Source organism: Synechococcus sp. R5-15 (genome assembly GCF_047462035.1).
In the GTDB taxonomy this organism is placed as follows: Bacteria; Cyanobacteriota; Cyanobacteriia; order Thermostichales; family Thermostichaceae; genus Thermostichus.
The window spans coordinates 1-24,919 of sequence record NZ_JANSIK010000096.1; the positions used below are offsets into that span (position 1 = coordinate 1).

20 protein-coding genes are annotated in these 24,919 nt (G+C 56.9%); 13 read left to right on the forward strand and 7 right to left on the reverse strand.

Annotated elements, in window-relative coordinates; translation table 11 throughout:
* Positions 1-344: 344 nt before the first annotated feature.
* Positions 345-2,636 (reverse strand): 1,4-alpha-glucan branching protein GlgB, encoded by a 2,292-nt coding sequence (gene glgB / locus NW839_RS08780; RefSeq protein WP_011433566.1) that lies wholly within the window; start codon positions 2,634-2,636, stop codon positions 345-347.
* A 60-nt stretch (positions 2,637-2,696) separates the two neighbouring features.
* Positions 2,697-4,172, reverse strand: a complete 1,476-nt coding sequence (locus NW839_RS08785) for a dihydrolipoyl dehydrogenase family protein (RefSeq protein WP_414351461.1) — start codon at positions 4,170-4,172, stop codon at positions 2,697-2,699.
* A gap of 195 nt (positions 4,173-4,367) precedes the next feature.
* Here NW839_RS08785 and tatA point away from each other — a divergent pair, with 195 nt between their 5' ends.
* Together tatA and NW839_RS08795 are read left to right on the forward strand one after the other, a co-directional pair.
* Entirely contained in the window at positions 4,368-4,613 is a 246-nt protein-coding gene (gene tatA, locus NW839_RS08790) for a twin-arginine translocase TatA/TatE family subunit (RefSeq protein WP_011433563.1), read from the forward strand.
* Between the two features lie 218 nt (positions 4,614-4,831).
* Entirely contained in the window at positions 4,832-5,668 is an 837-nt protein-coding gene (locus NW839_RS08795; protein WP_414351459.1) for an anti-sigma factor domain-containing protein, read from the forward strand.
* Here NW839_RS08795 and NW839_RS08800 read toward each other — a convergent pair whose 3' ends face one another.
* Positions 5,669-6,214: a helix-turn-helix domain-containing protein gene (locus NW839_RS08800; protein WP_414351457.1), complete on the reverse strand. Its 546-nt coding sequence runs from the start codon at positions 6,212-6,214 to the stop codon at positions 5,669-5,671.
* Positions 6,215-6,415: 201 nt separating this feature from the next.
* Here NW839_RS08800 and NW839_RS08805 point away from each other — a divergent pair, with 201 nt between their 5' ends.
* The 7 genes from NW839_RS08805 to NW839_RS08835 all read left to right on the forward strand — a co-directional run bounded on the left by NW839_RS08805 (position 6,416) and on the right by NW839_RS08835 (position 16,530).
* Positions 6,416-7,309: a bestrophin family protein gene (locus tag NW839_RS08805; RefSeq protein ID WP_011433560.1), complete on the forward strand. Its 894-nt coding sequence runs from the start codon at positions 6,416-6,418 to the stop codon at positions 7,307-7,309.
* A gap of 180 nt (positions 7,310-7,489) precedes the next feature.
* Complete coding sequence (locus tag NW839_RS08810) at positions 7,490-8,758, forward strand: metallophosphoesterase family protein (protein WP_414351454.1); 1,269 nt, start codon at positions 7,490-7,492, stop codon at positions 8,756-8,758.
* A 2-nt stretch (positions 8,759-8,760) separates the two neighbouring features.
* On the forward strand, positions 8,761-12,357 hold the full coding sequence (locus NW839_RS08815) for an AAA family ATPase (RefSeq protein WP_414351451.1): 3,597 nt from the start codon (positions 8,761-8,763) through the stop codon (positions 12,355-12,357).
* Positions 12,347-13,540 (forward strand): DNA double-strand break repair nuclease NurA, encoded by a 1,194-nt coding sequence (locus NW839_RS08820; protein WP_414351449.1) that lies wholly within the window; start codon positions 12,347-12,349, stop codon positions 13,538-13,540. The genes NW839_RS08815 and NW839_RS08820 overlap by 11 nt, the downstream gene beginning before the upstream one ends.
* Positions 13,537-14,130 (forward strand): hypothetical protein, encoded by a 594-nt coding sequence (locus NW839_RS08825; RefSeq protein ID WP_011433556.1) that lies wholly within the window; start codon positions 13,537-13,539, stop codon positions 14,128-14,130. The genes NW839_RS08820 and NW839_RS08825 overlap by 4 nt, the downstream gene beginning before the upstream one ends.
* On the forward strand, positions 14,130-15,836 hold the full coding sequence (locus NW839_RS08830; RefSeq protein ID WP_414351446.1) for an ATP-binding protein: 1,707 nt from the start codon (positions 14,130-14,132) through the stop codon (positions 15,834-15,836). Before NW839_RS08825 ends, NW839_RS08830 begins: the two co-directional genes overlap by 1 nt.
* Positions 15,837-15,960: 124 nt before the next feature.
* Positions 15,961-16,530, forward strand: a complete 570-nt coding sequence (locus tag NW839_RS08835; RefSeq protein ID WP_414351443.1) for a hypothetical protein — start codon at positions 15,961-15,963, stop codon at positions 16,528-16,530.
* Positions 16,531-16,543: 13 nt separating this feature from the next.
* Here the strand turns inward: NW839_RS08835 and NW839_RS08840 are convergent, their stop codons facing one another.
* Both NW839_RS08840 and hisA read right to left on the reverse strand, forming a co-directional pair.
* Positions 16,544-17,734 carry a M20 metallopeptidase family protein gene (locus NW839_RS08840; protein ID WP_414351441.1) on the reverse strand — a complete coding sequence of 397 codons (1,191 nt, stop codon included), beginning with the start codon at positions 17,732-17,734 and terminating at the stop codon, positions 16,544-16,546.
* Positions 17,735-17,871: 137 nt separating this feature from the next.
* Positions 17,872-18,657 carry a 1-(5-phosphoribosyl)-5-[(5-phosphoribosylamino)methylideneamino]imidazole-4-carboxamide isomerase gene (hisA, locus tag NW839_RS08845; RefSeq protein ID WP_414351438.1) on the reverse strand — a complete coding sequence of 262 codons (786 nt, stop codon included), beginning with the start codon at positions 18,655-18,657 and terminating at the stop codon, positions 17,872-17,874.
* A gap of 70 nt (positions 18,658-18,727) precedes the next feature.
* Here hisA and NW839_RS08850 point away from each other — a divergent pair, with 70 nt between their 5' ends.
* Positions 18,728-20,101 carry a 16S rRNA (cytosine(967)-C(5))-methyltransferase gene (locus tag NW839_RS08850; RefSeq protein WP_414351435.1) on the forward strand — a complete coding sequence of 458 codons (1,374 nt, stop codon included), beginning with the start codon at positions 18,728-18,730 and terminating at the stop codon, positions 20,099-20,101.
* Between the two features lie 80 nt (positions 20,102-20,181).
* Positions 20,182-20,994, forward strand: a complete 813-nt coding sequence (locus NW839_RS08855; RefSeq protein ID WP_414351433.1) for a TrmH family RNA methyltransferase — start codon at positions 20,182-20,184, stop codon at positions 20,992-20,994.
* Positions 20,995-21,010: 16 nt separating this feature from the next.
* On the opposite strand, the gene recA is transcribed toward NW839_RS08855, so the two are convergent.
* The gene (gene recA, locus NW839_RS08860) at positions 21,011-22,135 is read right to left on the reverse strand and encodes a recombinase RecA (RefSeq protein ID WP_414351429.1); all 1,125 of its coding nucleotides are present in this window, start codon (positions 22,133-22,135) and stop codon (positions 21,011-21,013) included.
* Positions 22,136-22,370: 235 nt separating this feature from the next.
* Between recA and lgt the strand changes: the two genes are divergently transcribed.
* Together lgt and tsaE are read left to right on the forward strand one after the other, a co-directional pair.
* Complete coding sequence (gene lgt, locus NW839_RS08865; protein ID WP_011433548.1) at positions 22,371-23,195, forward strand: prolipoprotein diacylglyceryl transferase; 825 nt, start codon at positions 22,371-22,373, stop codon at positions 23,193-23,195.
* A gap of 3 nt (positions 23,196-23,198) precedes the next feature.
* Positions 23,199-23,834, forward strand: a complete 636-nt coding sequence (tsaE, locus tag NW839_RS08870; RefSeq protein WP_414341851.1) for a tRNA (adenosine(37)-N6)-threonylcarbamoyltransferase complex ATPase subunit type 1 TsaE — start codon at positions 23,199-23,201, stop codon at positions 23,832-23,834.
* Positions 23,835-24,034: 200 nt separating this feature from the next.
* Here tsaE and NW839_RS08875 read toward each other — a convergent pair whose 3' ends face one another.
* Entirely contained in the window at positions 24,035-24,733 is a 699-nt protein-coding gene (locus NW839_RS08875; protein ID WP_414341852.1) for a pirin family protein, read from the reverse strand.
* Positions 24,734-24,919: the final 186 nt, after the last annotated feature.

Genomic DNA, 24,919 nt, shown 5'->3' on the forward strand with positions numbered 1-24,919 from the left:
ACCTGTCAACAAGAGCGGGTGGCTGCGGCCATTGCTGAAATCCTCTCAGAAAAAACCTGCCCGTAGCACTCAGTTATGTCTGCCTTATGGTCATTTCGATTCAAACTAGAACACTGCACCCACGCCCACAGTCATTTTAAATAAGAATGAAACGAAATGAAACATTTCCATCCCATTGCTTCCCAACTCCCCTCTCCCTCTGGGAAGAGGACTGGGGATGATCTCGGAAGCGGTATAGAGCGCTTGGGGATTGTCTCAATCCAGCTTGAAAGGACTACAAATGGCCAAAAAACGAAGTCTCCAGACCCGTCCTCCCAGTGCGGCGGAAGGAAGCCAGCAGGGTGTCAATTCTGGGACTCGACCGGCTGCGGCGGCTGCCATTTCAGCACCAAGGTAGAAAGTTGCGGCAGGCAGAGCTCGAGGGAGTAGGGCAAGTTGTGGTAGGCCCAGTCGTCTGTCCACTTGCCCCCCAAATTGCCTACCCCGCTGCCCCAAAACTCCACAGCATCGCTGTTGAGCAGCTCTCGATAAAAACCTCGTTCCGGTACCCCAATGCGGTAATTGGGCCAGACCACCGGCGTGAAGTTACAAACCACCACCACCCACTCACTGGGATCCTCCCCATAGCGGATGAAGGAAACAATGCCGCGATGGTCGCTGCAGTCGATCCAGCGGAACCCTTCTGGCTTGGTGTCTTGGGTATACAGGGCAGGTTCGGAGCGCAACAGGTGATTCAGGCTGGCCACATAGTGGCGCAACTTGGCGTGGGGTTCATACTGCAGCAGCTCCCAGTCCAGATCTGCCCAAACATTCCACTCATTCCACTGGCCAAACTCCATGCTCATGAACAAGGTTTTCTTGCCAGGGTGGGTGAACATGTAGCCATACAAAGCCCGCAGACTGGCGAACTTATGCCAATGATCCCCCGGCATTTTGCCCAACATGTGGCTCTTGCCATGCACCACCTCATCGTGAGAAAAGGCCAGCATGTAATTTTCGCTGAAGGCATACATGAGGCTGAAGGTAACCAAATGGGGATGGAACTGGCGGAACCAGGGATCCATGTGGAAATAATCCAACATGTCGTGCATCCAACCCATGTTCCACTTCAAGTTGAAGCCCAGCCCACCCACATGGGTTGGCCAAGTTACCATCGGCCAAGCAGTAGATTCTTCGGCAATGGAAAGCGCACCGGGGTTGTATTTGAAAATGAGGGTATTGAGCTGCCGGAAAAAGTCGATGGCTTCGAGGTGTTCCCGCCCGCCGTAGGGATTGGGGATCCACTCTTTGCGGTCATAATCCAGATAAAGCATCGAGGCCACCGCGTCCACCCGGATCCCGTCGATGTGGTATTTCTCGAACCAAAAAAGGGCATTGGCCACCAGATAATTGCGCACCTCGTTGCGGCCATAATTAAAGACCAAAGTGCCCCAACCTTTGTGCTCGCCTTTGCGAGGGTCGGCGTACTCGTACAGGTGAGTACCGTCGAAAAAAGCCAGCCCATGCCCATCTTTGGGGAAATGTCCAGGCACCCAATCGACAATCACGCCGATCCCGGCTTGGTGAGCCCGATCGACAAAATACATAAAGTCTTGCGGGGATCCATAGCGGGATGTTACGGCATAGTAGCCGATCACCTGATAGCCCCAAGAGCCATCAAAGGGGTGTTCTGCCACCGGCAACAGCTCGATGTGGGTGAAGCCCAGCTCCTTCACATAGGGGATCAATTTGTCCGCCAGCTCGCGGTAGGTGAGGAAGCGAGTATTGGGCTTTTGGTCCACCAGCACACTTTGCCCTTCGGCAGGTGGATCTTCAGCCGAGGCGTGCATCCAGGATCCCAGATGCACCTCATAAACCGAAATCGGCGAGCGCAGGGGATCGGTGGCGGCGCGTTTTTCCAGCCAGGCTTGGTCGTGCCAGGTGTAGGTGTTGAGGTCGGCTACGATGGAGCCGGTTTTGGGGCGCACCTCCTGTTGAAAGCCATAGGGATCCGACTTTTCGTAGATATCCCCCCAGGAAGTTTTCACCTCGTACTTGTAGATGGCGCCTGGCCCTATGCCGGGGATGAACACCGCCCAGATGCCGCTTTCGCCCAGCCGCTTCATCTGGTGTTGACGCCCGTCCCAGTGGTTAAAATCGCCGATAACGCTGACGTTGCGGGCGTTGGGAGCCCAGACGGCGAAATGCACCCCCTTCACCCCATCCACCGTGATGAGATGGGCGCCCAGCTTGTCGTAAATGCGGTGGTGATTCCCCTCGTTGAACAAGTAGCGATCCAGCTCGCCAATGTGGTTGACCTTCTCCAAGGGAAAGCGGTAGGGATCCTCCCATTCTTCCAAGTGTTCCCCTTGGGGATCCCAGACCCGTTGGGCCCGCAAAAAATAGTCCGGCAGAGGGGTTCCCGGCTCAAAGCGCAGCTCGAATAGCGTTTCCGGGTGCAGCGGCTGCATCGGGTAAGCCTGTCCAGTGGCGCGTTCCACCAGCCAAACCTGCCGAGCATTGGGCACAAGGGCGCGCACCAACCCAAAGGATTTCCCGGCCTCTTCTATCTGCTGGGGGCCCAAAACGGCATAGGGATCCTGCCATTGGTTGGAAACAAACTGACCCACTTGTTCGGCAGACAGGAGAAAGCCCATCGGGAACCCTCAGTAAATGACCATTCTAGTCTAGCGGTGGCTGACCCCCAGTTTGCGCTGTCAGCTCCAGGCCCGCCTCCAGGCAAAGAATCCCTGCAAGAAGTTCTGCAGGCGGGGGTTGGTGGCCAATTGTTGCCTGCGGTGCTGCAGGGCCGCCTTGGCGTTCACCTCCGAGCGGGTGGGGTAGATGTGGATCCCGGTCAGGGCAGAGACGGGCAGCCGCCGGCTCATGGCCAAAACCACTTCATGAATCAGCTCTCCCGCCTGGGATCCCACCAGGTGCGCCCCCAAAATCTGGCCGTTGCGTCGACAGATCAATTTGGCAAAGCCCAGGGGGGCGGCTTCTGCCTGGGCCCGATCCACATCGGCAAACTCCTGTTTGAGCACCACCACATCCTTGCCGTATTGCTGCCGGGCTTCGCTTTCGGTGAGGCCCACACGGGCCAGCTCCGGCTCGGTGAAGATGGCCCAGGGAATGACACGATAACGCGCTTGGCTGAGGGGGAAAAACAGGGCATTGACCAGGGCCACTGCCCCTTCGTAGGCCGCCACATGGGTAAATTGCGGCCCGCCGATGACATCCCCACAGGCGTAGATGCGGGGATTGCGGGTTTGCAGCTTGGCATTCACCTGGATCCCTTGGGGGGTGTACTGCACGCCGGCGGCTTCTAGACCCAGCCCTTCCACGTTCGGGATCCGACCGGCGGCCACCAAAATCGCTTCTGCACGGATCACTTGATCACCTGCAGCGGCGGTGCCTGCCCCGGAATTGGCCTTTAGGGAAAGCAGCTTTGCCCCTTGCTCTTGGCCAACTGCTGTGGCGCGTACCCGGGTGAGGATGCGGATCCCATCTTGGGCCAACTGTTGCTGCACCACCTGGGCGGCTTCGGGATCCTCCTTGGGCAAGATGCGCTCGCGGCTGGCAATGAGGGTCACCTCGGATCCCAGACGGGCCAGAGCTTGGCTCAACTCGCAGCCTACCGGCCCCGCCCCTATCACCGCCACCGATTTGGGCAAGCGGGTCAAGTCAAAGATCGATTCGTTGGTCAGATAGCCCGCCTCGGCCAAGCCTGGCAAGGGGGGAACCCAAGGACGGGATCCGGTGGCGATGACAAAAGCCCGCGCCTGTACCTGCCTTCCTGCCACCTCAAAGGTGCGCCCATCCACAAAGTGGCCCTTGGCAAACACCAGTTCCACCCCCAGTTGGCGGAAGCGATCTGGCGAATCGGCGTGGTTGGCGATGTAGCTCTGGGCAGAGCGAATGTGTTCGTACACCTTGAGGTAATCCACCGAGATCCCTGCTGGGCCGGGGAGAGTCACCCAACCGGCAGCCATGGCCTGGCGCATCCGATGGACGGTATGGGCCACGTGAAGAAGGGCTTTGCTGGGCACACAGCCATACCAGAGGCAATCGCCGCCCAAGCGGTCGCTGCCTTCCACCAGCAGCACCTTGGCCTTCAGTTGGGCCGCAGCGCTGGCCACCACCAGACCCGCCGCACCAGCGCCGATGACCACAATATCGTAGGGGACAGGCATGGCTTGTTCTGAACAAAAACATCGGGCAAAAGATAGCACCATCCTATGTCTTGAGTGGGCCGGGGGCAGGATGGGAGAAGGGGATCCCTTTCCACACCCTTTCTGCATGGGAGAAGAACTTGTTAGAGTGGGACGGATGGATCCCTTGCAAGCTGGGTTGATCCGTCTGTTCTACTTTTCAGGTTTTGGGGACTTATGACTATTCTGCTGCCGAGCGAACCTATCCTGGCCGTGAGCATCTTCGGCATGGGCCTGCCAGAGCTGGCCGTGATTGGGGTGATCGCGGTGGTCGTGTTTGGCCCCAAGAAGCTACCGGAGTTAGGCAGCGCCTTTGGCAAAGCGTTGCGGAGTTTCAAACAAGAGATGAACAACCCCAGCAGCGATGACGAGCCTGCCGGCACGGAAAAGGTGGAGAAGGTGGTGGAGAAGGATGCCGCCTGAGGGTCGCGGAGAGGGGTGGGATCCCAACTCCTGCAAGGGGCCTGCTGCCGGAACTGTTGAGAGGGGGGATCCAAGCCAGCTTTGGATGAGAGGTGAAGTCAGCTCGCAAGGGAGCCAGATCCAGGGCTAGTGTATAGTTCTGGAAAGTTTCCCGGCCCGGCGCTACCGGCTGAGCCAGGATCAGCCTGGATGGGCCCATCGGATGCCCCAGAGGTGGTATGGCTGAGCTGACCGATTTCGAGTTGATGCGCCAGATCCAACTGCGGGATCGCCGCAGCCACTTCTTGCTCAAGGATCGCTATCGGAAGCGCCTGCTGGATATTGCCTTGGCCATTCTCAAGCAACCTCACCAGGCGGAAGAGGTGGTGCGGCAGGTGTTCGAGTTTTGCTGGAAACACGCCGATGCCTTTGACCTGCAGCGGGATCGCTCGGTGGCTCTGTGGCTCTACGAGTTGACAGCCTTTCAGGCTAGGGAACGGCTGCGGCGTTGGGCTTGGCTACCTGCCCCCCTCTCCATTCAAACTTCGGCTCCCCTGTGGCCGCAACGTCTTCTCTGGGGCAGCCTGGCGGTATTGGGGATCTACGCGCTGGCCATAACAGCGGCCTACTGGCGGCTGCGCTGGCAGTGGGGATCCCCCATCGAGGGAGAGTCAGCGGCGCTTCAACAGCTCTATCAAGAGTGGCAACGACAGCCGCAAGTGCAGCGAACCCTGCTGCGGGATCCCAGCTTCAGCACTCCCCTGTTGGTGCAAGCCCTCTGGTCGCCCCATGCCAAGCAGGTGCTGCTCTTGGCCTCGGAGATGGCTCCCGCCCCCCCAGGGAGCACCTATCAACTGTGGCTGGAGTCGGATGTCCAGGGAGGGGGACGACTGCTGGAAAACGCCGGCACTTTTGCCGTCAACGGGGAAGGATCCCTGCAGTGGCTTAGTCAACCCCTCCATTCTGAGCAGCCGACCCGCCTCCTCATCACCCTCGAACCGGCAGGAGGGAGCGAATCCCCCACAGGCCCGCCTCTGCTGCAGAGCAGTTTTTGGATCCCTGCTGCCCAGCCCTGATCAAGAGAGATGGGGGGATGGCTGGGGAGTTTGTCCCCCGCTCTTGCGCCGCTTACTCCGGGATCCCCGCAAGCGCACCTTGAGACGGTAGCGAACAGTTTCATGCACAACTTTGTAGGAAGCATCCACACCGTGGGTTTCCCGCAGCCATTCGCGAATGTCGCTGTAGGTACGGAATCGGCCAGGCTGATGCAGCTCCTGCTTGAGGATTTCCAAAACCGGCTTGGGGATGAGGGGTTTGCGCCCTTGGTTGCGGGGCACCGTCAACATGCCCTCTAGCCCCCTGGCCTTGTAGCGTTGAAACCATCGAAAAATCGTTGAGATGTCCCGCCCCAGAATTTCAGCCAAGCCTGTCATCGTCTTGACTTTCCCAATCTTGAGCAGGTAAAGAGCTTGAACCCGCTCCTTCCCGGTCGGTGTGGACTGCTTGCCAAGTAGAGATTTGAGCTCTTCAGCCGATTCCTGAATGTCGAGCTTGAGGACTCCAGCCATGTTGGGGCGTCGCAGAACAGCGTTGAATTCGTTGCCTGGCGGAGAGTCTACCACAGTAACTTGGGGTTTTGGAAGTTGTTCGTGAAGTTTGCCTGGGCATCTCTTGACGTTTACAGAATCTCGAACTGAAAAATCTCTAACAGGCTACCCTCGTCGCTTTTCAGGATGGTCGGGCAAGGGATCCCCTCTAGGGCGGCAGGCCGTGGCTGTAGGAGTGGCTGTAGGATCAGAGGGCAAGCTTGCCGACGCTGCACTATGGTTCTTCGCAAGTATCTTGCAGGAGAGGGGCTGCGTTGGTTTCGCCTGGCCCTGCAGTTGCAAGGATCAGTTGTGCCGGCAGTGCTGCCCCGCGCCTTTATCTGCGGCTTGGCCGGGGTGCTGGTTTCGATTCTGTATAAGCTGGGGCTGCCCCTGGCGCTGTCGTCGTTGGTGGCGTTTGTGCCCAACATCGTTTTGGGTTTGATGCTGGTGTTTCGGACAAACACCGCCTACGAACGGTTTTGGGAGGGGCGGAAAGCTTGGGGATCCGTGGTGAATGACGTGCGCAATTTGGCCCGCCTGATTTGGGTAGCCATTGAAGAAAAGCAACCCGGCGACCGGGAAGAGAAGATCCAAACTCTATATCTGTTGCCCGCCTTTGCCATGGCCATGAAACAGCACTTGCGCCAGGAACCTTTGCTGGATGAGATTCAGCCCCTCCTCAGCCCGGAGCAGTTGCAACGTCTCCAAAGCCTCAACCATCCCCCTTTGCAGATTGCCTTTTGGATTGGAGATTATCTGCAGCGCCAATACCAAAAGGGCCGCGTTGAGGTCTACCAGCTCACGATCATGGTGGAGCGGCTCAACAGCATGGTGGATGCGCTGGGGGCCTGTGAGCGCATTCTCATGACCCCAATGCCGATGGCTTATGCCCTGCACTTGAAGCAGTTGCTGTTGCTTTACTGTTTGTCTTTACCGTTTCAAATGGTGGAGGGCTTGGGTTGGATGACCGGCCCCATTGTGGGATGGCTGAGCTTTATGTTGTTTGGCGTTGAAGAGATCGGCATCGAAATTGAAAACCCCTTCGGCCGGGATCCCAACGATCTGCCCCTCGATAACATTTGCAACAAGATGAAGCACAATATTGCGGATTTGATCAATTCCACTTAGGGAACTCTCGCCGTTCTGGATGGCAGGGCAGCTGCCCATTTCAGATCCTCAGCCGGCACCTACCCCTAGTGGAGATAGCCGGGGCGAACCCGATGATTGAGAGGAAGGGATCCCTATATCTTGGGTAGGGAACAAGATGGGTTTGCTAAACTGTGGACAATTTGCCGAGGTGCTCTGGGGATGGCCTGCTCAACCTGCACATTTTTACACCTGGCCGATGTGCATCTGGGCTATGACCGCTACGACAGCCCGGAGCGGAGCAAGGACTTCTTTTTGGCTTTTCGGGATGTTGTCCGGCGCTATGCCATTCAGGATCCGGTGGACTTTGTGCTCATCGCCGGAGATCTGTTCGAGCATCGGCAGATTCAGCCCGGCGTTCTCAACCAAGCCCAGATCGTCTTGCGGGAGCTGCAGCAGGCCGGGATTCCGGTGTTGGCCATCGAGGGCAACCACGACAACCGTCCCTATGGCGTGAAAACCAGTTGGCTGAGGTACTTAGCCGATCACGGGGAGTTGATCCTGCTGGAGCCGGAAGCAGGGGAAGAGGGCCTGGAGTTGCGTCCCTGGGCGGGTGGGCGGGGGGGCTACCTAGACCTGCCCTGTGGGGTGCGGGTGATTGGATCCCAGTGGTACGGATCGGCAGCTCCCAGGTCGATTGAGCAGTTGGCGGCGGCCATTCGACGGTTGCCCCCCGGCCCAGAACGGGTGGTGTTGATGTTCCACCACGGTCTAGAAGGCCAAATTGCCCGTTACCAAGGCGCTTTGCGCTACCGGGATCTGTTGCCCTTGCGGGAGGCGGGAGTGGGCTACTTGGCCTTGGGACACATTCACAAAAGCTATTCCGAGGGGGGGTGGATCTTCAACCCGGGATCCCTGGAGGCCAACAGCACTGCCGAATGGGACTTCCAACGGGGGGCCTATCGCGTCCGCTGGGGAGATGGCCCACCCCAAGCGGAGTTGGTGCAGGATTACCATCAGCGGCCCCGCCGCCGGCTCTATCTGGAGGCCAAGGGCAGAGAAACCCCCGAACAGATTGCCGCAGCAGCCATTGCCTTGGCTAAGGGATCCCGTTTTCAGGAAAGTGAGATGGAGCCGATGGTGGAGTTGCGGCTGGTGGGACAGGTGGGGTTCGCCAAGCATGAGCTGGATAGCCGCGCCCTACAGTGTCAAATTCAGCAGCTTACCGGCGCCTTGCTGGTTCTGTTTCGTTTTGAGGCCAATACTTTAGAGCTCGGGTCGGCTGCCCTTTCCTTGGAAGAAGAGGGGCAGAGGCTACAAATCGAAGAGAAAATCTACAGGGATCTGCTGAGCAGCCATGCCCACTACCGCAAACGCAGTGAAGAGCTAGCGCGGCTGCTTCTGGATCTTAAAGAAAAGGTTTTGGATGGGCAAGGAGAATCTGAAGTGTATGCTCACCTAAGGGGAGCTTTTTGGGGAGCAGAAGACTGATTATGCGGATCCTCTCTCTCGCTTTACAAAACTTCAAATCTCATGAGGATGCCGTCTTCACGTTTGAGCCAGGTATTAACGCCATTTGCGGAGAAAACGGAGCGGGCAAGACCAGCATTTTGGAAGCCATTGCCTGGGTTTTGTTCGACTACTGTCCCTACAGCCAAGAAGAAATCATCCGCTCCGGTGCCAACGACGCAGTGGTGACTGTGCAATTTATCTCCCAATGGGATCAGCGCACCTACGATGTTCGCCGCAGCGTAACGCAGGGATATCGTCTCTTTGATCCCCAGCTGAAGCAGCGCCTAGAGTATGAGCGCAAGTCCGATGTGCTGCCGTGGCTGAGGCAACATTTGGGCGTACCTGCCGGTACCGACCTGGCGCGGCTCTTTGCCACAACGATTGGGGTGCCCCAAGGGACTTTCACAGCAGACTTTCTCAAAACCGGTCGAGATCGCAAAGAAGTTTTCGATCGCATCTTAAAGGTGGAAGAGTACCAGCAGGTAGCCAAAGACCTGTTGGCGGTCGAAAAATACAGCGAGGCGCAGATTCAGGCCATTAATCATCAAATTGAATTGCTCCATCAACAGCTACAGGAGTGGGATCCGCTGCAAGCGGAGCGGCAGAAAATCCAACAAGAACTCAGTTACTGGCAAGAGCGCTTGAGTCAATCGATCCACACTCTGGATCAGGTTAAGCTTGAGATCGAGCGACTGGAGAAATGGCTTGAGCAAATCCAAACTTTAGATCACCAGATTGCCCAACTGGAGCAAAAGGGATCCCTGCTTCAGGTATCTCTTGAGCAGGCAGAAAAGTTATGGGCAGAGGCCAGGCAAGCTCAAGCGCAGCAACAGCAATACTGGGAGGGATCTCAGCATTTTTTGGCCACAGAAGCTCGCTTGCGGGAGCTGGAAAAACAGCAACAGCAACGCTTGGAGTGGCTGAAACAGCGGGATGCTTTGCTCTCGCAAAAGCAGCATATCGAAAACCAATTGGCAAGACTTCAAGAAAAGTTAAGCCAACAGCAGCGCTGGAAGCAGGAGCTAGAGGAGCTAACCCCGCAAATTCAGGCCCAAGAGGAGCTAGAGCGTCAGCAGACCTATTGGACTCAACAGCTCAACACGTTGCTACACCTGCACCGCGAATGGGAACAGATCCAGGCAGAATGGACAGCCCACGCCGAGCGCTGTCAACTGCTACAAAGCCGAGTGCAAGAAGCTGAACAGGCCCAGGCCATATGTCGGCAGCATCAATTGACCTACAACCGTTATTTGCAGTTGGAAACCCTCATTGCAGAGCAGGAAGCGCTGCGGCGAACCCGACAAACTTTACTGGCTCAACGGGAAACTTTGCAACATCAACTGCATCGATTGGAGCTGCAGGGATCCGAATATCAGCAACAACTCCAGATCTTCCAAAAAATGGAGGCGGAAAAACTTGAGCTGCAACCCCTGTGTGAACGGCAGGCCTCCCTGGAGCAGCGCCACTCCCAACTTGGCGAGAAGTTGGCTTCCTTTCAGGCTCTGCGCCTTGAACTCAAACAACGGGAAACGGAGCAGGAACAAGGCCAAGTCCAATTGCAACAACTGCAGCTCCAACTGAGACAACGGCAGGCGGATTTGGAGCGGGTAGCCGCCATTCCTGCGCTCGAAACTCAACAGGAGCGATTGCAAACTCAGCTCAGCCGCATTGCCGCAGCTCGTCAATTTCAACAGGAGCTACAAGCCCTTTTTGAGCAGGGCTCGGATCAATTGGCTCAACACCATCACAGCATCCGGCAACTTCTGGACGAATTGGAAGCGCAGCGACACAACTATCCCCAACTTCAATCTCTGTGGCAGCGGATCCCAGAGGTACTCACTCGATCTTCAGCACTCAGCCAACAGTTGCTCCAGTCCATCCATCAGATTTTGCAGGATCTGGCTCCCCAAACTTCCGAGCCCCAACTTCGTCAGCAGTTGTCCAACATCCAAAAACAACTCAGGACTTTGCAACCCTTGCTCGGCCTAACCGCACAAATACCCGATTTACAAGCCCAAATTCAGCAACTGCTGCAGTTGCAAGCCGAACGACAAAGCAGAATTGATGATCTTCACTGGGATCTTGAGGCTGAGCCCACCTTCCTTCGGCAACAACAGGAAATTGGCCAGGCGCTGCAAGAACTGGGGGATCCCAGAGGGCAAATCCAGCGCTTGGAAAGAGATCTCAGCCGCAAGTCTAGGGTTGAGCAAGAATATCAACAAATAGCGGCCCATGTTCAGCAACTCCAACAGCAGATACAAGCCCTAGAAGAGCAGCTGCAACCGCTTTCAGATCTGGATGAAAGAATTGCAGCTTTGCGGGAAGAACAAGGCCGGCACCGCAACAACTACGAGACCTTTATCCGCATGCAGCCTCTTGCCCAAAGTTTGCCCCGACGGCAAGATGAACTCCAAGCGGCCCAGTTGGCCCTAGATCAAATCCAGAAAGCCAAGCAAGAAAAACAAGCCCAGATCGACCGCTGGGAACAAACAGAGGGATCCAAAGATGACCTGCAGGCCCAAATTGCAAAAGCCGCCGAAACGTTGAAGGCTCTGGGGGATCCCAGAAGTCAAGCCGAACGGCTCAAAGCAGAGCTAAAACAGGAAAAGCAGTATTTACAAATGCAGGCCGACTGCCTGCAGCAGCTTCAGGATTTACAGGCCGCACTCAACCCTATCGAGGAGGCCCTATGCCAAACGGAGCATCTGGATCGAGAGCTGGGATCCCTGCAGGAAGAACGCGAACGATACCGTTTAGATCACGAGCGCTATCTGCAGGCAGAACCCATCGCCAAATTGCTTCCCCAACGGGAACAGGAACTGGCCGAGCTAAACGCCCAGCGGCAGCAACTGCAAACTCAGCTTTCCCAACTTCGCGCAGCACGGGATCCCTTAGCTGCTCTGTATCGACCGCAGGAGCATGAGCATCTTCGATCCCTTCTGCAGGCCACCGAAATTCAAAAAGCCGAAGCCCAGGCCCGACTGGAGAGCCTAGCTCCTCAACTGAGCAAAATTGAGGAAAAGTTGCGGCAATTGGAACAGACCAAGGCAAGCTTAAAGCAAGTCGAGGCAGAAAAAACTGAGAAAGAACGCCTGCACCGCTTTATCAAGTTTAGCCGAGATACCTATAGAAAAGCCGGCCCTCAAATTACCCAATACTACCTGCAGCAGATCAACCATACTGCCGATCACCTCTTCCGAGAAATTCTCAACCGTCCCAACGTCACCCTGACCTGGGAAGCCGATTATGAGATCCGCGTTCAAGAAGCCGGCAGCCCCAAACGACGGTTTGCCAGCCTTTCCGGGGGAGAGCAAATGTCGGCGGCCTTGGCAGTGCGCTTGGCTTTACTCAAGGTGTTGGGACAACTAAATATTGCCTTTTTCGATGAGCCCACCACCAATATGGATACCCAACGGCGACAGCGGCTGGCAGAGGCTATTACCAACCTGCGATCTTTTGAGCAGCTGTTTGTCATCAGCCACGACGATACCTTTGAGCAAATGACAGAAAATGTTATTCGGGTGGAAAGGCACTCCGGATCCAAGTCGGTAGGGAGGGATCCCGCCCATGGTGTTTAGAGCCGACCGGATCCTGGCGGTGCTGCAGCAGAAGCGGGAAGCCTTTGCCACTTTTGATCAAAGGCTGTCGGAGCGCAGAGAATACTATAAGCAGGCTATGGAAAGCTTGCGCCAGTGGTCGAGCTTAGAGATTGCCGAAAAAATAGCTCCATTCCCTTTCCCAGGCGCTTTGCCCACTGAAGAATGGGATCGCTACTCCAATTGGAGGATCCCTTTTGAGCAGGAATGGGCCAATTACGAAGAAAGCCGCGATTGGGCGAAGTCGGTCATTGAAAATATTCCCACCTTTGCCGTGGATGGATCCCAGATTTATCCCAGCAAAGATCTGTCAATACCGGTGGCGCTGGTGCAAATCGGCTGGTATGAAAATTATCACTGCGCAGCAGGCTTGTACGAAAAAGACATCCAAGTGGATGTATTGACTCCAAGGGACCTGGGATCCGACAGCAGCGGCGAACCGAAAGAGCGAATGGTTAACATGCGCCGCTTTCAAATGGAAATCGAGAGACTTGTAGAATACATTCAAAAATCTCAACCGGGATCCCGAAAATTGGCCTTTTTGGACGGGGCGCTGGTGGCTACTTTTGCCGAAGTCTTCGAGCCAGAAAGCCAAGACTTTTATGTGCAGTGTTTGCTCCAGCTTCTGCGGGCCAGCGAGCAAAGCCGGATCCCCATCGTGGCCTACATAGACACCACCTACACTTCCGATTTGGTGGCGTTGCTGAAGCATTGTTTTGACCTACCCGAAGCTCCACAGCTTCACGATGCGCAACTGCTCAGCCCCTGGTTGGATTGGGGGGATCGTACGCCTTTTTTCATCTGTGCCCGCGGCGGCAGCCTCAACCCCCAAGATGGGATCCTCAACTCCTACCAAGAAATGCGGGAGCGAGTGGGGTTTGTTTACCTGCGCACCAATGACAACTTTCCGGCCCGCTTGGAAATACCCGTTTGGGTTTATGAGGCAGGACTGTTGGACTGGTTGGTGGATCTGGTTCGCTGTGAGGTGGTGATTGGGCGAGGTTATCCTTATGTGCTGGAGACAGCCGATCAAATAGCCGTTATCCGCAATGAGGATCGCAACCTTTTCTTGCGTCTCATGCAAGATTGGGCCGCTCGCGAAAAGCTGAACCTAAGGCTATCCCGGAAAACAGTAAGTAAATTGCAGCGGAGACGAGTTCGATGAGATTGGGAAAGGTAGTTCGCTCCAACAATCACTGTGATTATGTGGTGCAGGTGGACGATGCTTTAGAAGTCAAAAATCCGCCGGCTCCTGATGACTATGGCTTCGGCAGCTTTGTCAAGCTAGAAAGCGACCGGCGACACTGGGCTGTAGGTCTGGTTTACAATACCCAACTCCTGAATCCGATGTTCCTCAATTCTGGGCCGCGCCTTTCCAGCCAGCCGGATCCCTATTTTTCCCCCGATCTGCAGAATGAGGTGCGCACGCTACTCTCGGTGGTCTTAATCGGGGCCTTGGATGAAGAGCGCCGCTGTGGCCGGCAAGGGATCCCACGCGTGGTGGTGCCTGTAAACACGCCGGTTTTTCGCATGAGCCGGGAAGAGATCCTGCGCTTTCACCAGGATCCCCAAGGTCAAACCCAATTTTCCTACTATGGTTTGCTGCTGAGTAGCGGCGGCAACTTTGCCAATCATTTGATCTACCAAGTCTTGAACGACATTACGCCGATGTTTGCCGATCCAGCTCAACGGCGAGCTCTGCAAATCTTAAGCAAAGAATTGGCCTGGAAAATGACTGTAGGAGCGATGCGCTAATGCCCCAAAAAATCACCGATAATGGCCACCATCCAGAAGCCACCCTCTCTCCAACTGAGGACTCTCCAGAGGTAATTGGCACCGTCAAAGGGCCTGGAGAAACCTCTAACCAATATGTTTTCATCACTTCCAATACCCAAGCGGTAAAGGTGGGCGATTTCGTCTACTACGAAGTCCAGGATCCCCAATCGCAAACGCTGCAAATCTTGGGCAAAATTAGCCAGGTTCAACTCCTCGATCACATTCCCGATCGCATCTTTGCCGATACCGAAATCGATCCCAGCACCATTGTGGCTCTAGTGGGCTTCACCCATCCCAATCCGGAAATCTATGCGGTTACCGTCGAGGTCATCGGCTATTTCAATCAGAAGATGGGCTTTATTAACCCCCGCCGCGCTCCGGATCCCGGTGCCAAGGTTTTTCTGGCCTCCAATCGTCTGCTGAAATCAATTTTGAACAAACGAGATGAAACAGCCATTGGGGGTGCTCACTTGGGCAGCCTGTTGTTGCGCGATGAGGGAGCAGTGCCCGTAGTACTGGACGTCAAGGAAATGGTCAGCACCCATCTGGCCATTTTGGCGGGGACAGGATCCGGCAAATCTTATACAGCAGGGGTTTTGATTGAAGAGCTGCTTTTGCCCAAAAACCGAGCTGCCGTCCTCATTTTCGATCCCCACGGGGAATACCACACGCTGGCAGAAATGCAGTCCCACCCCAAGTTTTTTGGGGAAGATGGCTACCGACCCAAAGTCAAGGTTCTTTCACCACAGGAAATTAAGATTCGCGTATCTTCTCTCAACTTCTTTGATATTCTGACCCTGCTGCCGGAAACCAGCGATCGGCAAAAATCTTTTCTGGAAAAAGCCTTCCGCAGAACAACTCAATTTAACCCGATCCGCTGGACGATTCAGGACTTAATCGATGCCGTAAACGAGGCTGATTCCGCAGAGGATGGATCCCAAGGATCCTCAGCCGCCGCCTTGGAGTGGAAATTAGAACAGATCGACCGCTCTCCTTATTTCAGCAATGTAGAACATCTGGCCCCCAAAGACTTGTTTGAGCCGGGGCAGGTGACCATTCTACAAATGCACGAGATCAGCCAGGAAGAACAGCAGGTGATCGCCGCTGCCATCTTGCGCCAGGCCAACTATGCTCGCATCAATACCCACAAAGGCAAGATCCAGGCAGGGGACGAAAATTACTTGCCCTATCCCGTCTTTATTCTGCTGGAAGAGGCCCATCGGTTTGCCCCTGCCCACGAGCCTTCCCGTTGCAAACAGGTGCTGCGCACCATTCTCAGCGAAGGACGCAAGTTTGGACTGGGGGTAGGTCTCATCACGCAACGCCCTGGCAAGTTAGACTCGGACATTTTGTCGCAATGCATGAGCCAATTTTTAATGCGAATTGTCAACCCTTCCGATCAAGAAAATCTGCGCCACAGTGTCGAGGCTGCCGGGCGGGATCTGTTGCAGGAATTGCCCGCCTTGAGCAAAGGTCAGGTGATCGTCTCCGGTGTGTGCGTCAATACCCCCGTGTTATGTAAAGTGCGGAAGCGTTATACGCAGCATGGCGGCGAAACGTTGGATATTCTCGGCCTCTGGCAAAGGCATTCCCAAGAACACCACCAGCGGGATCGCTTGGCTCAGTCAGCCCCTCTCAAACCGCGTCCTCAACCTCAGGTGGTGGACGGACTCAGCATTGATTAGCAATGGCCCAAAACTCCAACTGTGGCCTGATCTCAATCGCTGAATCTGCCAAATCTACAATCCGAAACCACTGCTTGATTGCAATACAATTCATTTCACAGAAACAAGTTTTGGGGCGAGCAGGATGAGGAAACAAGCCCTTTTGCCAGGTTTGCTGGGCATTGCCGTTGCGGTTCTGCTGGGATCCGGGCCTGCCTATGCTCAGTTGCGGCTGATTCCCCAAGCAGCGCGGCAGGTATACGAAGCTCTGCCGGATCTGCCCCTGGAAAACACCTACACCCCTATTAACCCCAACGATGGCGGCCCCGCACCCGAAGAGGATACTTTGGTGCGGCGAATGATGATCTATCACCTGCAGGTGGCTGGTCGCTCCCCCACCGACCGCTTTGACTGGCAACTGACGCTGGCAGACTATTTCGATGCCAACGAGCCAATGGTCGCCCAACGGTATCCCGGTGCCGACCGCCTCACGGTCAACCCCTACGCCCAAGACAAAGCCGTTGTACAATCCCTGAACCGGCAACAGCGACAGGCCCTGCTGGAAGCCCTTGTGCTGGCCTTCGGTGGGGATCCCAACCCCAAACCCCTCTACATTCCCACCGACGGGGATCCTGCCCCTACCCGTCCCACCCCAGAACCTATGAAGCCCTTGCTGCTTCCCGGCAGCGGATCCGCTGACTTGCTCAGGCCCTAGCCGAGGTTTCCCGCTAACTCAAGGCTTGCCCGGTGTAGTTCTCAATGCAGCGCAGGAAGAGCTCCACGCCAAGGCCAAGGGCAGCTTCATCAAAATCAAAGCGGGGATGGTGATGGGGATAGTCCAGTCCCTTGGCGGGGTTGGCGGATCCCAAAAAAAAGTAGCAGCCGGGCACCTCGTTGAGAAAAAAGGAGACGTCCTCGCCGCCCATGGTCATTTCTGGGATGATCCTCGCCTCTGAGCCAAACACCTGGCGGGCAGCTTGTTCCACCAGCGCTACCATAGCAGGATCGTTGCAAACCGCTGGGTAGCCCCGTTCGTACTGAAACTCGTAGGTGGCCCCGTAGGCTTGGCAAATGCCGGCAACGATTTCTTCCATACGTTTTGAGATCAAATCCCGCACTTCCGGCTGAAAGCTGCGCACGGTGCCCCAAATCTCAGCTCTAGGGGCAATGACGTTAAAGGTATCGCCAGCCCGGAAGCGGCCCACCGTCACCACCGCCGGCTGCAGCGGATCCACACTGCGGGAGACGATGGTCTGCAAAGCATTGACAATGTGGGATCCCACCACAATGGCATCCACTGTTTGTTGGGGAAGGGCAGCATGTCCGCCTCGCCCGATCACCTGAATCTGAAAGCGGTCGGCAAAGGCCATCGAGGGGCCACTTTTCACGCCAATAGTGCCCAGAGGGCGATTATTCCACAGGTGTAGGCCGAGGATGGCTTCCACATCCGGGTTTTTCAGAACCCCCGCCTCCAGCATGGGCTTGGCTCCGCCGGGGCCTTCTTCGGCAGGTTGAAAAATGACCTTGACCGTGCCCTTGAGGTGTTGACGGTGCTGTTGCAGCAGCTTGGCGGTGCCCATAGCAATGGCCGTATGGCCGTCGTGGCCACAGGCGTGCATGACGTTGGGGATGGCGGAGCGGTACTCGACTTCATTGGCCTCATGAATGGGCAGGGCATCCATATCGGCCCGCAGCGCCAAAACCGGCCCCGGCTGCTCTCCCTCAATGGTGGCCACGATGCCGGTGTGGGCAATGCCGGTCTGGTGAGGGATCCCCCAACTTTTCAGGCGCTGGCTGATGTAAGCAGCGGTTTGCTTCTCCTGGAAGCCCAGCTCGGGATACTTGTGGATGTGGCGGCGCCAGGTCACCAACTCGGGTTGTAAAGCTCGAACAGCAGGGCGAAGCGCGGGAAAGGACATGACCTGAAAAACAAAAAAACAAAAATGTCTTGGAAAACCTTCACCGATGGCCAGTGTTGGTTGCATGCAGTTGCCTGTCGATTTTGCCCAGTATGGCATTGCTGAGGCTGCTTTCCGCTCGGCGTCGAGGTGGACATCTAGGCCCACAGGGATCCGGTTTCCGGCGGCAGATCCTGCCAACGGCCCGGCCCCACAGCTCGCAAAGCCTCTTGCAAGGAGATCGCCCCTGAGTAGAGGGCTTTACCCAAAATGGCCCCCGTCAAACCGGGCAAGCTCAACAAAGCCAGCAAATCCGTTAGCGATCCGATTCCCCCCGAAGCAATCACAGGCAGGCGGGAGATGGCGAGGATCTCCTGCAACTGTTGTAGGTTGGGGCCGGCCAGGGTGCCATCCTGGCCAATGTCGGTGTAGATGATGCCGGCGACGCCCTGTTCCCCCACCCGTTGCACCAATTCGGTGGCCCGCAGGGGAGTGGTGCTCAGCCAGCCGCGGGTGGCCACTTGCCCCTGCCGAGCGTCGATCCCCACCCAAACCCGACCGGGGAAGGCTTGGGTCATCGCCTCCAGGGTGTCGGGATCCTCTACGGCTAGGGTGCCAACGATCACCCGATCCACCCCCAGCTCCAGCAACTGCCGCGCCCGTTCCAGGGATCGGATCCCACCCCCCACCTGCACCGGGATGGCCAGGCTGCGGACAATGCGCTCAATGATGGGCAGGTTGACTGGATCCCCGCTTTTGGCTCCGTCCAGATCGACCACATGCAGGCGAGGGGCACCCTGTGCCGCCCAAGCTTCGGCCTGTTGGATCGGGTCGTCGGCTACCTGTTCTGCCTGGGCGTAATCCCCCTGGTAAAGGCGCACGGCGTGGCCCTGCAAAAGGTCGATGGCGGGGATCACCTCTAAGAAGGCGCTGGTGTAAGGCATGATTGGGATCCCTTAGGGGCTTCTCCAGTATCGCCCAGGGGGGAGAATGGGAAAACCTTTTGGGGCGACCATGAACGCACGTCAACTGGCCCTCTTGGCCTTGCAGAAGATCGAGCGGCAAAACGCCTATGCTGACGTGGTGCTAGAGCACCTGTTGGCCCACAGCCACCTGATCCCTGCCGACTGCCGCCTGGTCAGCGAGCTGGTGTACGGCGTTACCCGCCGTCGTCGCACCCTCGACGCCCTAATCGACTGCTTTGCCCAACGTCCTGCCCACAAGCAACCGCCCGATTTGCGGCTCATTCTGCACCTTGGCCTCTACCAACTGGCTTTTTTGGATCAGATCCCCCCCAGCGCTGCCATCCACACCAGCGTGGAATTGGCCCGCCAGATGGGGCTGGGATCCCTGACAGGGGTGGTGAACGGCATCTTGCGCGCCTACCAGCGGCAAGTGTTGGATCAGCCAGAGAAGGATCCCCTCAAGCCCCTCGAGGACACTCTGCCAGCCGACCCAATTCAGGCTTTGGGGATCCGGCACAGCTTTCCCGACTGGTTGGTGAGCCTATGGTGGGAGCGCCTGGGGCCGGTGGAAACGGAGCAGTTGTGTGCTTGGTTTAATCAGCCACCCCACCTGGATTTGCGGGTCAACCCACTGCGGGCAGATGTGAATAAAGTCATTCAAGCCTTGGCAGCAGCCGGGATCCCTGCCCTCCCCATCTCCGAGGTGCCGGGTGCCTTGCGACTTCAGGATCATGCCGGCGACATCACGGCCCTACCCGGCTTTGCCCAAGGGTGGTGGAGCGTTCAGGATGCCAGTGCCCAGCAGGTGGTGCATTGGCTGGATCCCCAGCCAGGGGAGCGGGTGATCGACTGCTGCGCTGCTCCGGGCGGCAAGACCACCCAAATAGCCCAACACATGCAGGATCGGGGGGAAATCTGGGCTTTGGATCGCCACCCCCACCGTCTGCGGCGCCTGGAGGAAAATAGGCAGCGCCTGGGCTTGAGCTCAATCCGTCCCCTGGCCATCGACCTGTTATCCCTGAGCGCTGCCGCCGATCGCGTCAGCGGGACGGAGTCCTTACCCCCTGCCCCCTTGCCCCCCTGGCAGAGTGCTGACCGCGTACTGCTGGATGCCCCCTGCTCCGGCCTAGGCACCTTGCACCGCCATGCTGACGCTCGCTGGCGGCAGACTCCAGAGCGGATCCCTGAATTGGCCCACCTGCAAGCTCAGCTTCTGCAGGTGGCAGCCCGTTGGCTTAAGCCGGGCGGGGTGTTGGTGTACGCTACCTGCACGCTGCACCCTGCCGAAAACGAGGAGATCATTCAAGCCTTTCTCGACAGCCACCCCAATTGGGCTGCTGAAGGGGATCCCCTGCTCATCTGGCCCCACCGGCAGGATCGGGATGGATTTTTTATCCAACGGCTGCGCCGCTCCGGTTACTAACTCCCCTCTCCCTCTGGGAGAGGGGCTGGGGGTGAGGGCAGCAACGCCGAAGACTTGGGGAGTACCTTAACCATTGCCACATGGCTTCTGAGCTGCTGACCAGTCCGAAAAACCCCTGGATCCGCAAGTTGCGGCAGTTGCACCGCAGCAAAGGCCGGCGGGAACAGGGCGCCTTTTTGGTGGAGGGATCCCACCTCATCGAAGAAGCCCTGCGAGTTGGCTGGCCCCTGCAGGCTCTCTGCTACACGCTTGAGTGGGCTGAGCGTTACCCACAATTGCTGGCCAATCTGCCCAAGAGTCTACGGCGGCAGGCCGTCAGCTCAGAAGTCATGGCAGCGCTCTGTACCACCGAGTCTCCCGAAGGAGCTGTGGCCGTGGCCGTCAGTTGGCAGATTTCCTCTCCCCCCTTGTCCGGGGTACGTTTGGGCCTCGTGGTGGAAACGCTGCAAGATCCGGGCAATTTGGGATCCCTAATCCGAGTCGTGGCCGCCGCAGGAGCCGACGGCCTTTGGCTAAGCGCAGACAGCGTCGATCCCGAAAACCCCAAAGTCTTGCGGGCCTCTGCCGGCCAGTGGTTTCGCCGTCCGCCCCAAGTCGTGCCCGACCTAGCCGCCTGGATCCAGAGCTGCCGTTGCCACGGGATCCAAGTCTTGGCTGCTACCCTCTCCCCCACAGCAAACTGCTACTGGGATCAAGATCTCACCTGCCCTACCCTTTTTCTCCTGGGCAACGAAGGGGCTGGCCTGAGGGAAGCGACTATCCAACAGGCCGATGCCCAGGTGCGGATCCCGATGGCCGAGGGTGTCGAATCTCTGAACGTCGCTATGACGGGGGGGTTGTTGCTCTACGAGGCCCTGCGCCAGCGGCGATCTCGCTCAGGAAGCGCTCCCTGAACAGCTAGCTGCTCCCTCAGAACTCTTCCTCTACAAAGACCGCATCCTCATTCTCTTCCTGCTCTCCCTCCTCCATCGCTGCCGGCCGGCTGGCGGAAACCGTCACCCCCGCAGAAAGTTTCTCCCGCACAGCCGCTTCCACCTCCGCTAGGAGCTCTGGGTTTTCCTTCAAGTAGACAACCAGATTGTCCCTTCCTTGGGCAACATTTTCCTCCTTGTAGCTGTACCAAGAGCCGCGCCGCTTCAGAATGCCCATCTCATCTGCCAGATCGATGATGCAGCCGATGTTGGAGATGCCCTGGCCAAAGATGATGTCAAACTCTGCTCGCCGGAAAGGGGGAGCAACTTTGTTTTTCACCACCTTGACCCGCGCTCGGATCCCGTATTCTTCAGCGCCTTTTTTCAGGGTTTGAACGCGGCGAATATCTAGCCGCACCGACGCATAAAACTTAAGGGCATTGCCGCCGGTGGTGGTCTCCTGGGGGCCATAGCCTATGCCGCCAATTTTGGAGCGCAATTGGTTTAAGAAAAGAACGATGGATCCGGTTTTGCTGACATTTCCGGCAATCTTGCGCAGCGCTTGGCTCATCAGGCGCGCCTGCAATCCCACATGGGCATCTCCCATATCCCCTTCGATCTCAGCCCGGGGCACCAACGCTGCTACCGAGTCCACCACCACGATATCCACAGCTGCCGAGCGCACCAACTGATCGACAATCTCCAGGGCGGCCTCCCCCGTGTCCGGCTGGGAGATCAACAGGTTTTGAATATCAACCCCCAAAGCTGCTGCGTAAGTGGGATCCAGCGCATGTTCCGCATCCACAAAAGCTGCCGTTCCCCCTTGTTTTTGCACTTCGGCGATGGCATGTAGGGCAATTGAAGTTTTCCCAGAAGATTCCGGCCCAAAGACTTCGATAATCCGCCCTTTTGGGTAACCTCCGCCCAAGGCCAAGTCGAGGGTGATGGCCCCACTGGGTATGGTCTCCACCCGCATCTGGGTGGCATCTCCCAGGCGCATGATTGCCCCTTTGCCGAAATTCCGCTCGATCTGGCTTAACACCTGCTCCAGGGCTTTGCGTTTTTCTGACTTCAATTTGTCCGAGTCATCAGCAGTGTTCACAGCAGCGGCTTTCCGGGCCATAACCCGCATCCCCCCCAGGAGTCGTGGTGGAAAATCGAGCCTGCATTCTAACATTGTCGCCTTGCTCTGAGCGGATCCCTCTCCCTCCAACTGCAGTCAGCTCGTACCTTGCCTCGGTTCCTAACTCCCCTCTCCCTCTGGGAGAGGGGCTGGGGGTGAGGGCAGGTCTTCTACATAGCCTTGCAGAGCGGGTAGAGTGGGCTAAAGGGATCTGCTCAGGAATGTCCCCACGGTCATGACTTTGGTCTTACAATCCCCCGGCCCGGTTGTGTTTAGTTGGGGGCCGCTCAGCCTGCGCTGGTATGGCTTATTGATCGGCCTGGCAATGGTGTTGGGCTTGCTCCTGGCTCGCCATCTGGCAGCTCGGCGTGGCCTTCCCCCCAGTTCCATGCCTGATCTGCTGGTGTGGTTGGTGGTTGGATCCCTGCCCCTTGCTCGCCTGTACTATGTGGCCTTTGAGTGGGAACGCTATCGAGATGGCCCTTGGTGGCAGGTCTTGGCCCTCTGGCAGGGGGGCATTGCCATTCACGGTGCCTTGATCGGCGGCAGTGCGGCGCTTTACCTGTTCGCCCGGCGGCACCGGCTGAGTTTTTGGTTGCTAGCCGATTGCCTTGTTCCCTCCCTCAGCCTTGGTCAGGGGATCGGACGTTGGGGCAACTTCTTCAACAACGAAGCCTACGGAAAGGTGTTGCCTCCGGATAGCCCTCTGTGGGTACAACTGCAGCTGCCTGATGGATCGCGCGTCCATCCCACTTTTTTGTACGAATCCCTCTGGAACTTTGGTCTCTTCGGGCTCCTGCTCTTTTTAAGCTACCGGCGCCAGCTTCCCCCCGGCACCCTCTTGGGCCTCTACTTGGTGGGGTACAGCCTGGGGCGCTTCTGGATCGAAGGCCTGCGCACCGATAGCCTCATGCTGGGATCCCTGCGGGTGGCGCAGGGGGTGAGCCTGTTGCTCATTGGAGCAGGCCTGGCCGCAATCTTGACAGCTCCCAAACGCGTTTCTGTTCACCCAAACGAGGCAACTTCCTCGCCTGGGATCCCCGCCCCAAAGGAGTTGTAAGCCATGGCCAGCGAACAGAATGAAGAGCTCTGGCAGCAAGCCTCCCCTCTGCTGCTGCCATCCGCCGCTGCTACCCAATCACTAGGGGCCCTCGTAGCTCAAGCCGCCCTTGGCTTCCTCGCCCCTTCAGGTCAACAAAAATCTCCCCCTCCCAGCCGCAGCCTCGGCTCCACTTCCGGCTTGGTCATTCTTCTCGAAGGTAATCTGGGCAGCGGCAAAACCACCTTTGTGCAGGGACTAGGGCAGGGCTTAGGGATCCCTGAACCCATCGACAGCCCCACCTTCGTGCTGGTGCAGGAATACCACACCGGACGGATCCCTCTTTTCCATTGCGATCTCTACCGCCTAGAGACCTCTTCTGCCGCTCGCGCCGGTGGGAAAGAATCCACACTCCTAGAAGACCTAGGGCTAGAAGAACTTTGGAGCCAAGGTGGGATCACCGCTATTGAGTGGCCCCAGTACCTCCGCCATCTGCCTGCGACCTACCTCTGGCTGCGCCTACAGCCCCATCCCCAGCAGGAAGGAGCCCGCCTTCTACACGTCAAGGGAAAGGGATCCCAGACTGGCCACCTTTGGCAGCAAGTTCTTTCTCAATTCACTCAGCAAAACCTCGAAGAAGGGATCCACTTCTCCTCCTGAAAGTACTTGAAAGCAGAAGAAAAAGTTGAGATCCCAAAAGACTTATGGTCATTTCGATTCCAACTAGGACACTGCACCCGCGCCTAAAACGTTGAATGTACGGAGCCAGAAGGCTCTTCTCAGCAGTTCAGTCGCTTCACCCCAGCCTAAAACGACTATAAGCTCAAGGCAAACAGCCAGAATTCAGCCAAAAGTCATCCTCAGGCCAAATCAAACAGCAGCACCTCAGCCCCTTCTTCACTGAAAAGGTTGAGCTCGCTTTCCCTAGCAATAGCCACGCCATCTCCTTCTCGCAAAAACAAGCCATCCAGGGTCACATCGCCCCGAGCTATCTGCAGCCATCCGTAGCGCTTCTCATCCAAGTGTCGGTGAATGGTGCGTCCCGGCTCAATCAACCCCGCATAGAGATTCACATCCTGATGCACAATCACGGATCCCTGGCGCCCATCTCGAGAGGCAACTAAACAAAACTCATTGGGATGCTCTGTCAAACCCGTCGCTTTTTGTTCATAGCTGGGCTCCAGGTTTTCCTGCTCCGGCAAAATCCAAATTTGCAGCAGATGAACCTCCTCATCTGCCGAGTGGTTGTACTCGCTGTGCCAGATCCCTGTGCCTGCCGTCATCCGTTGAATTTCACCAGGACGAATCACAGATCCCGTGCCCAAGCTGTCTTTATGCTCAAGGATCCCTTCCAAAACATAGGTAACGATCTCCATGTCCCGGTGCCCATGGGTCGGAAAGCCAGCACTCGGGCTGATTCGGTCATCGTTAATCACCCGCAAAGCCCGGAAGCCCATGTAGCGAGGGTCGTAGTACTCTCCAAAAGAAAATGAGTGGTAAGTATCAAGCCAACTGAGCTTGACATGACCCCTCTCTTCCCGCTTGCGCAAAGTCAGCATCACAGTTTCTCCGAAACCTGACCCTCGCAACCATCTTATTAACTCTGCAGTCAGAATGTCAATATTCAAACAGTTTTATTTCTTCTTTTCCCTGCTATTCTCGCCAAAAACTTGCCAAAAACTTTGGGTTGGATATCTTGACGGGGTGGTGGGGGTGGGGATAGGGTAGTAAAGCGCCACAAGGCC

Excerpts from the sequence above, each read along its gene's own strand:
- tsaE (WP_414341851.1), top strand. The coding sequence starts at position 23,199 with ATGGCCAGCGAACAGAATGAAGAGCTCTGGCAGCAAGCCTCCCCTCTG.
- NW839_RS08840 (WP_414351441.1), bottom strand. The coding sequence starts at position 17,734 with ATGTCCTTTCCCGCGCTTCGCCCTGCTGTTCGAGCTTTACAACCCGAG.
- lgt (WP_011433548.1), top strand. The coding sequence starts at position 22,371 with ATGACTTTGGTCTTACAATCCCCCGGCCCGGTTGTGTTTAGTTGGGGG.
- NW839_RS08785 (WP_414351461.1), bottom strand. The coding sequence starts at position 4,172 with ATGCCTGTCCCCTACGATATTGTGGTCATCGGCGCTGGTGCGGCGGGT.
- NW839_RS08815 (WP_414351451.1), top strand. The coding sequence starts at position 8,761 with ATGCGGATCCTCTCTCTCGCTTTACAAAACTTCAAATCTCATGAGGAT.
- NW839_RS08875 (WP_414341852.1), bottom strand. The coding sequence starts at position 24,733 with ATGCTGACTTTGCGCAAGCGGGAAGAGAGGGGTCATGTCAAGCTCAGT.
- NW839_RS08825 (WP_011433556.1), top strand. The coding sequence starts at position 13,537 with ATGAGATTGGGAAAGGTAGTTCGCTCCAACAATCACTGTGATTATGTG.
- recA (WP_414351429.1), bottom strand. The coding sequence starts at position 22,135 with ATGGCCCGGAAAGCCGCTGCTGTGAACACTGCTGATGACTCGGACAAA.
- NW839_RS08795 (WP_414351459.1), top strand. The coding sequence starts at position 4,832 with ATGGCTGAGCTGACCGATTTCGAGTTGATGCGCCAGATCCAACTGCGG.
- NW839_RS08805 (WP_011433560.1), top strand. The coding sequence starts at position 6,416 with ATGGTTCTTCGCAAGTATCTTGCAGGAGAGGGGCTGCGTTGGTTTCGC.
- tatA (WP_011433563.1), top strand. The coding sequence starts at position 4,368 with ATGACTATTCTGCTGCCGAGCGAACCTATCCTGGCCGTGAGCATCTTC.
- NW839_RS08855 (WP_414351433.1), top strand. The coding sequence starts at position 20,182 with ATGGCTTCTGAGCTGCTGACCAGTCCGAAAAACCCCTGGATCCGCAAG.
- NW839_RS08820 (WP_414351449.1), top strand. The coding sequence starts at position 12,347 with ATGGTGTTTAGAGCCGACCGGATCCTGGCGGTGCTGCAGCAGAAGCGG.
- NW839_RS08835 (WP_414351443.1), top strand. The coding sequence starts at position 15,961 with ATGAGGAAACAAGCCCTTTTGCCAGGTTTGCTGGGCATTGCCGTTGCG.
- NW839_RS08830 (WP_414351446.1), top strand. The coding sequence starts at position 14,130 with ATGCCCCAAAAAATCACCGATAATGGCCACCATCCAGAAGCCACCCTC.
- glgB (WP_011433566.1), bottom strand. The coding sequence starts at position 2,636 with ATGGGCTTTCTCCTGTCTGCCGAACAAGTGGGTCAGTTTGTTTCCAAC.
- NW839_RS08850 (WP_414351435.1), top strand. The coding sequence starts at position 18,728 with ATGAACGCACGTCAACTGGCCCTCTTGGCCTTGCAGAAGATCGAGCGG.
- hisA (WP_414351438.1), bottom strand. The coding sequence starts at position 18,657 with ATGCCTTACACCAGCGCCTTCTTAGAGGTGATCCCCGCCATCGACCTT.
- NW839_RS08810 (WP_414351454.1), top strand. The coding sequence starts at position 7,490 with ATGGCCTGCTCAACCTGCACATTTTTACACCTGGCCGATGTGCATCTG.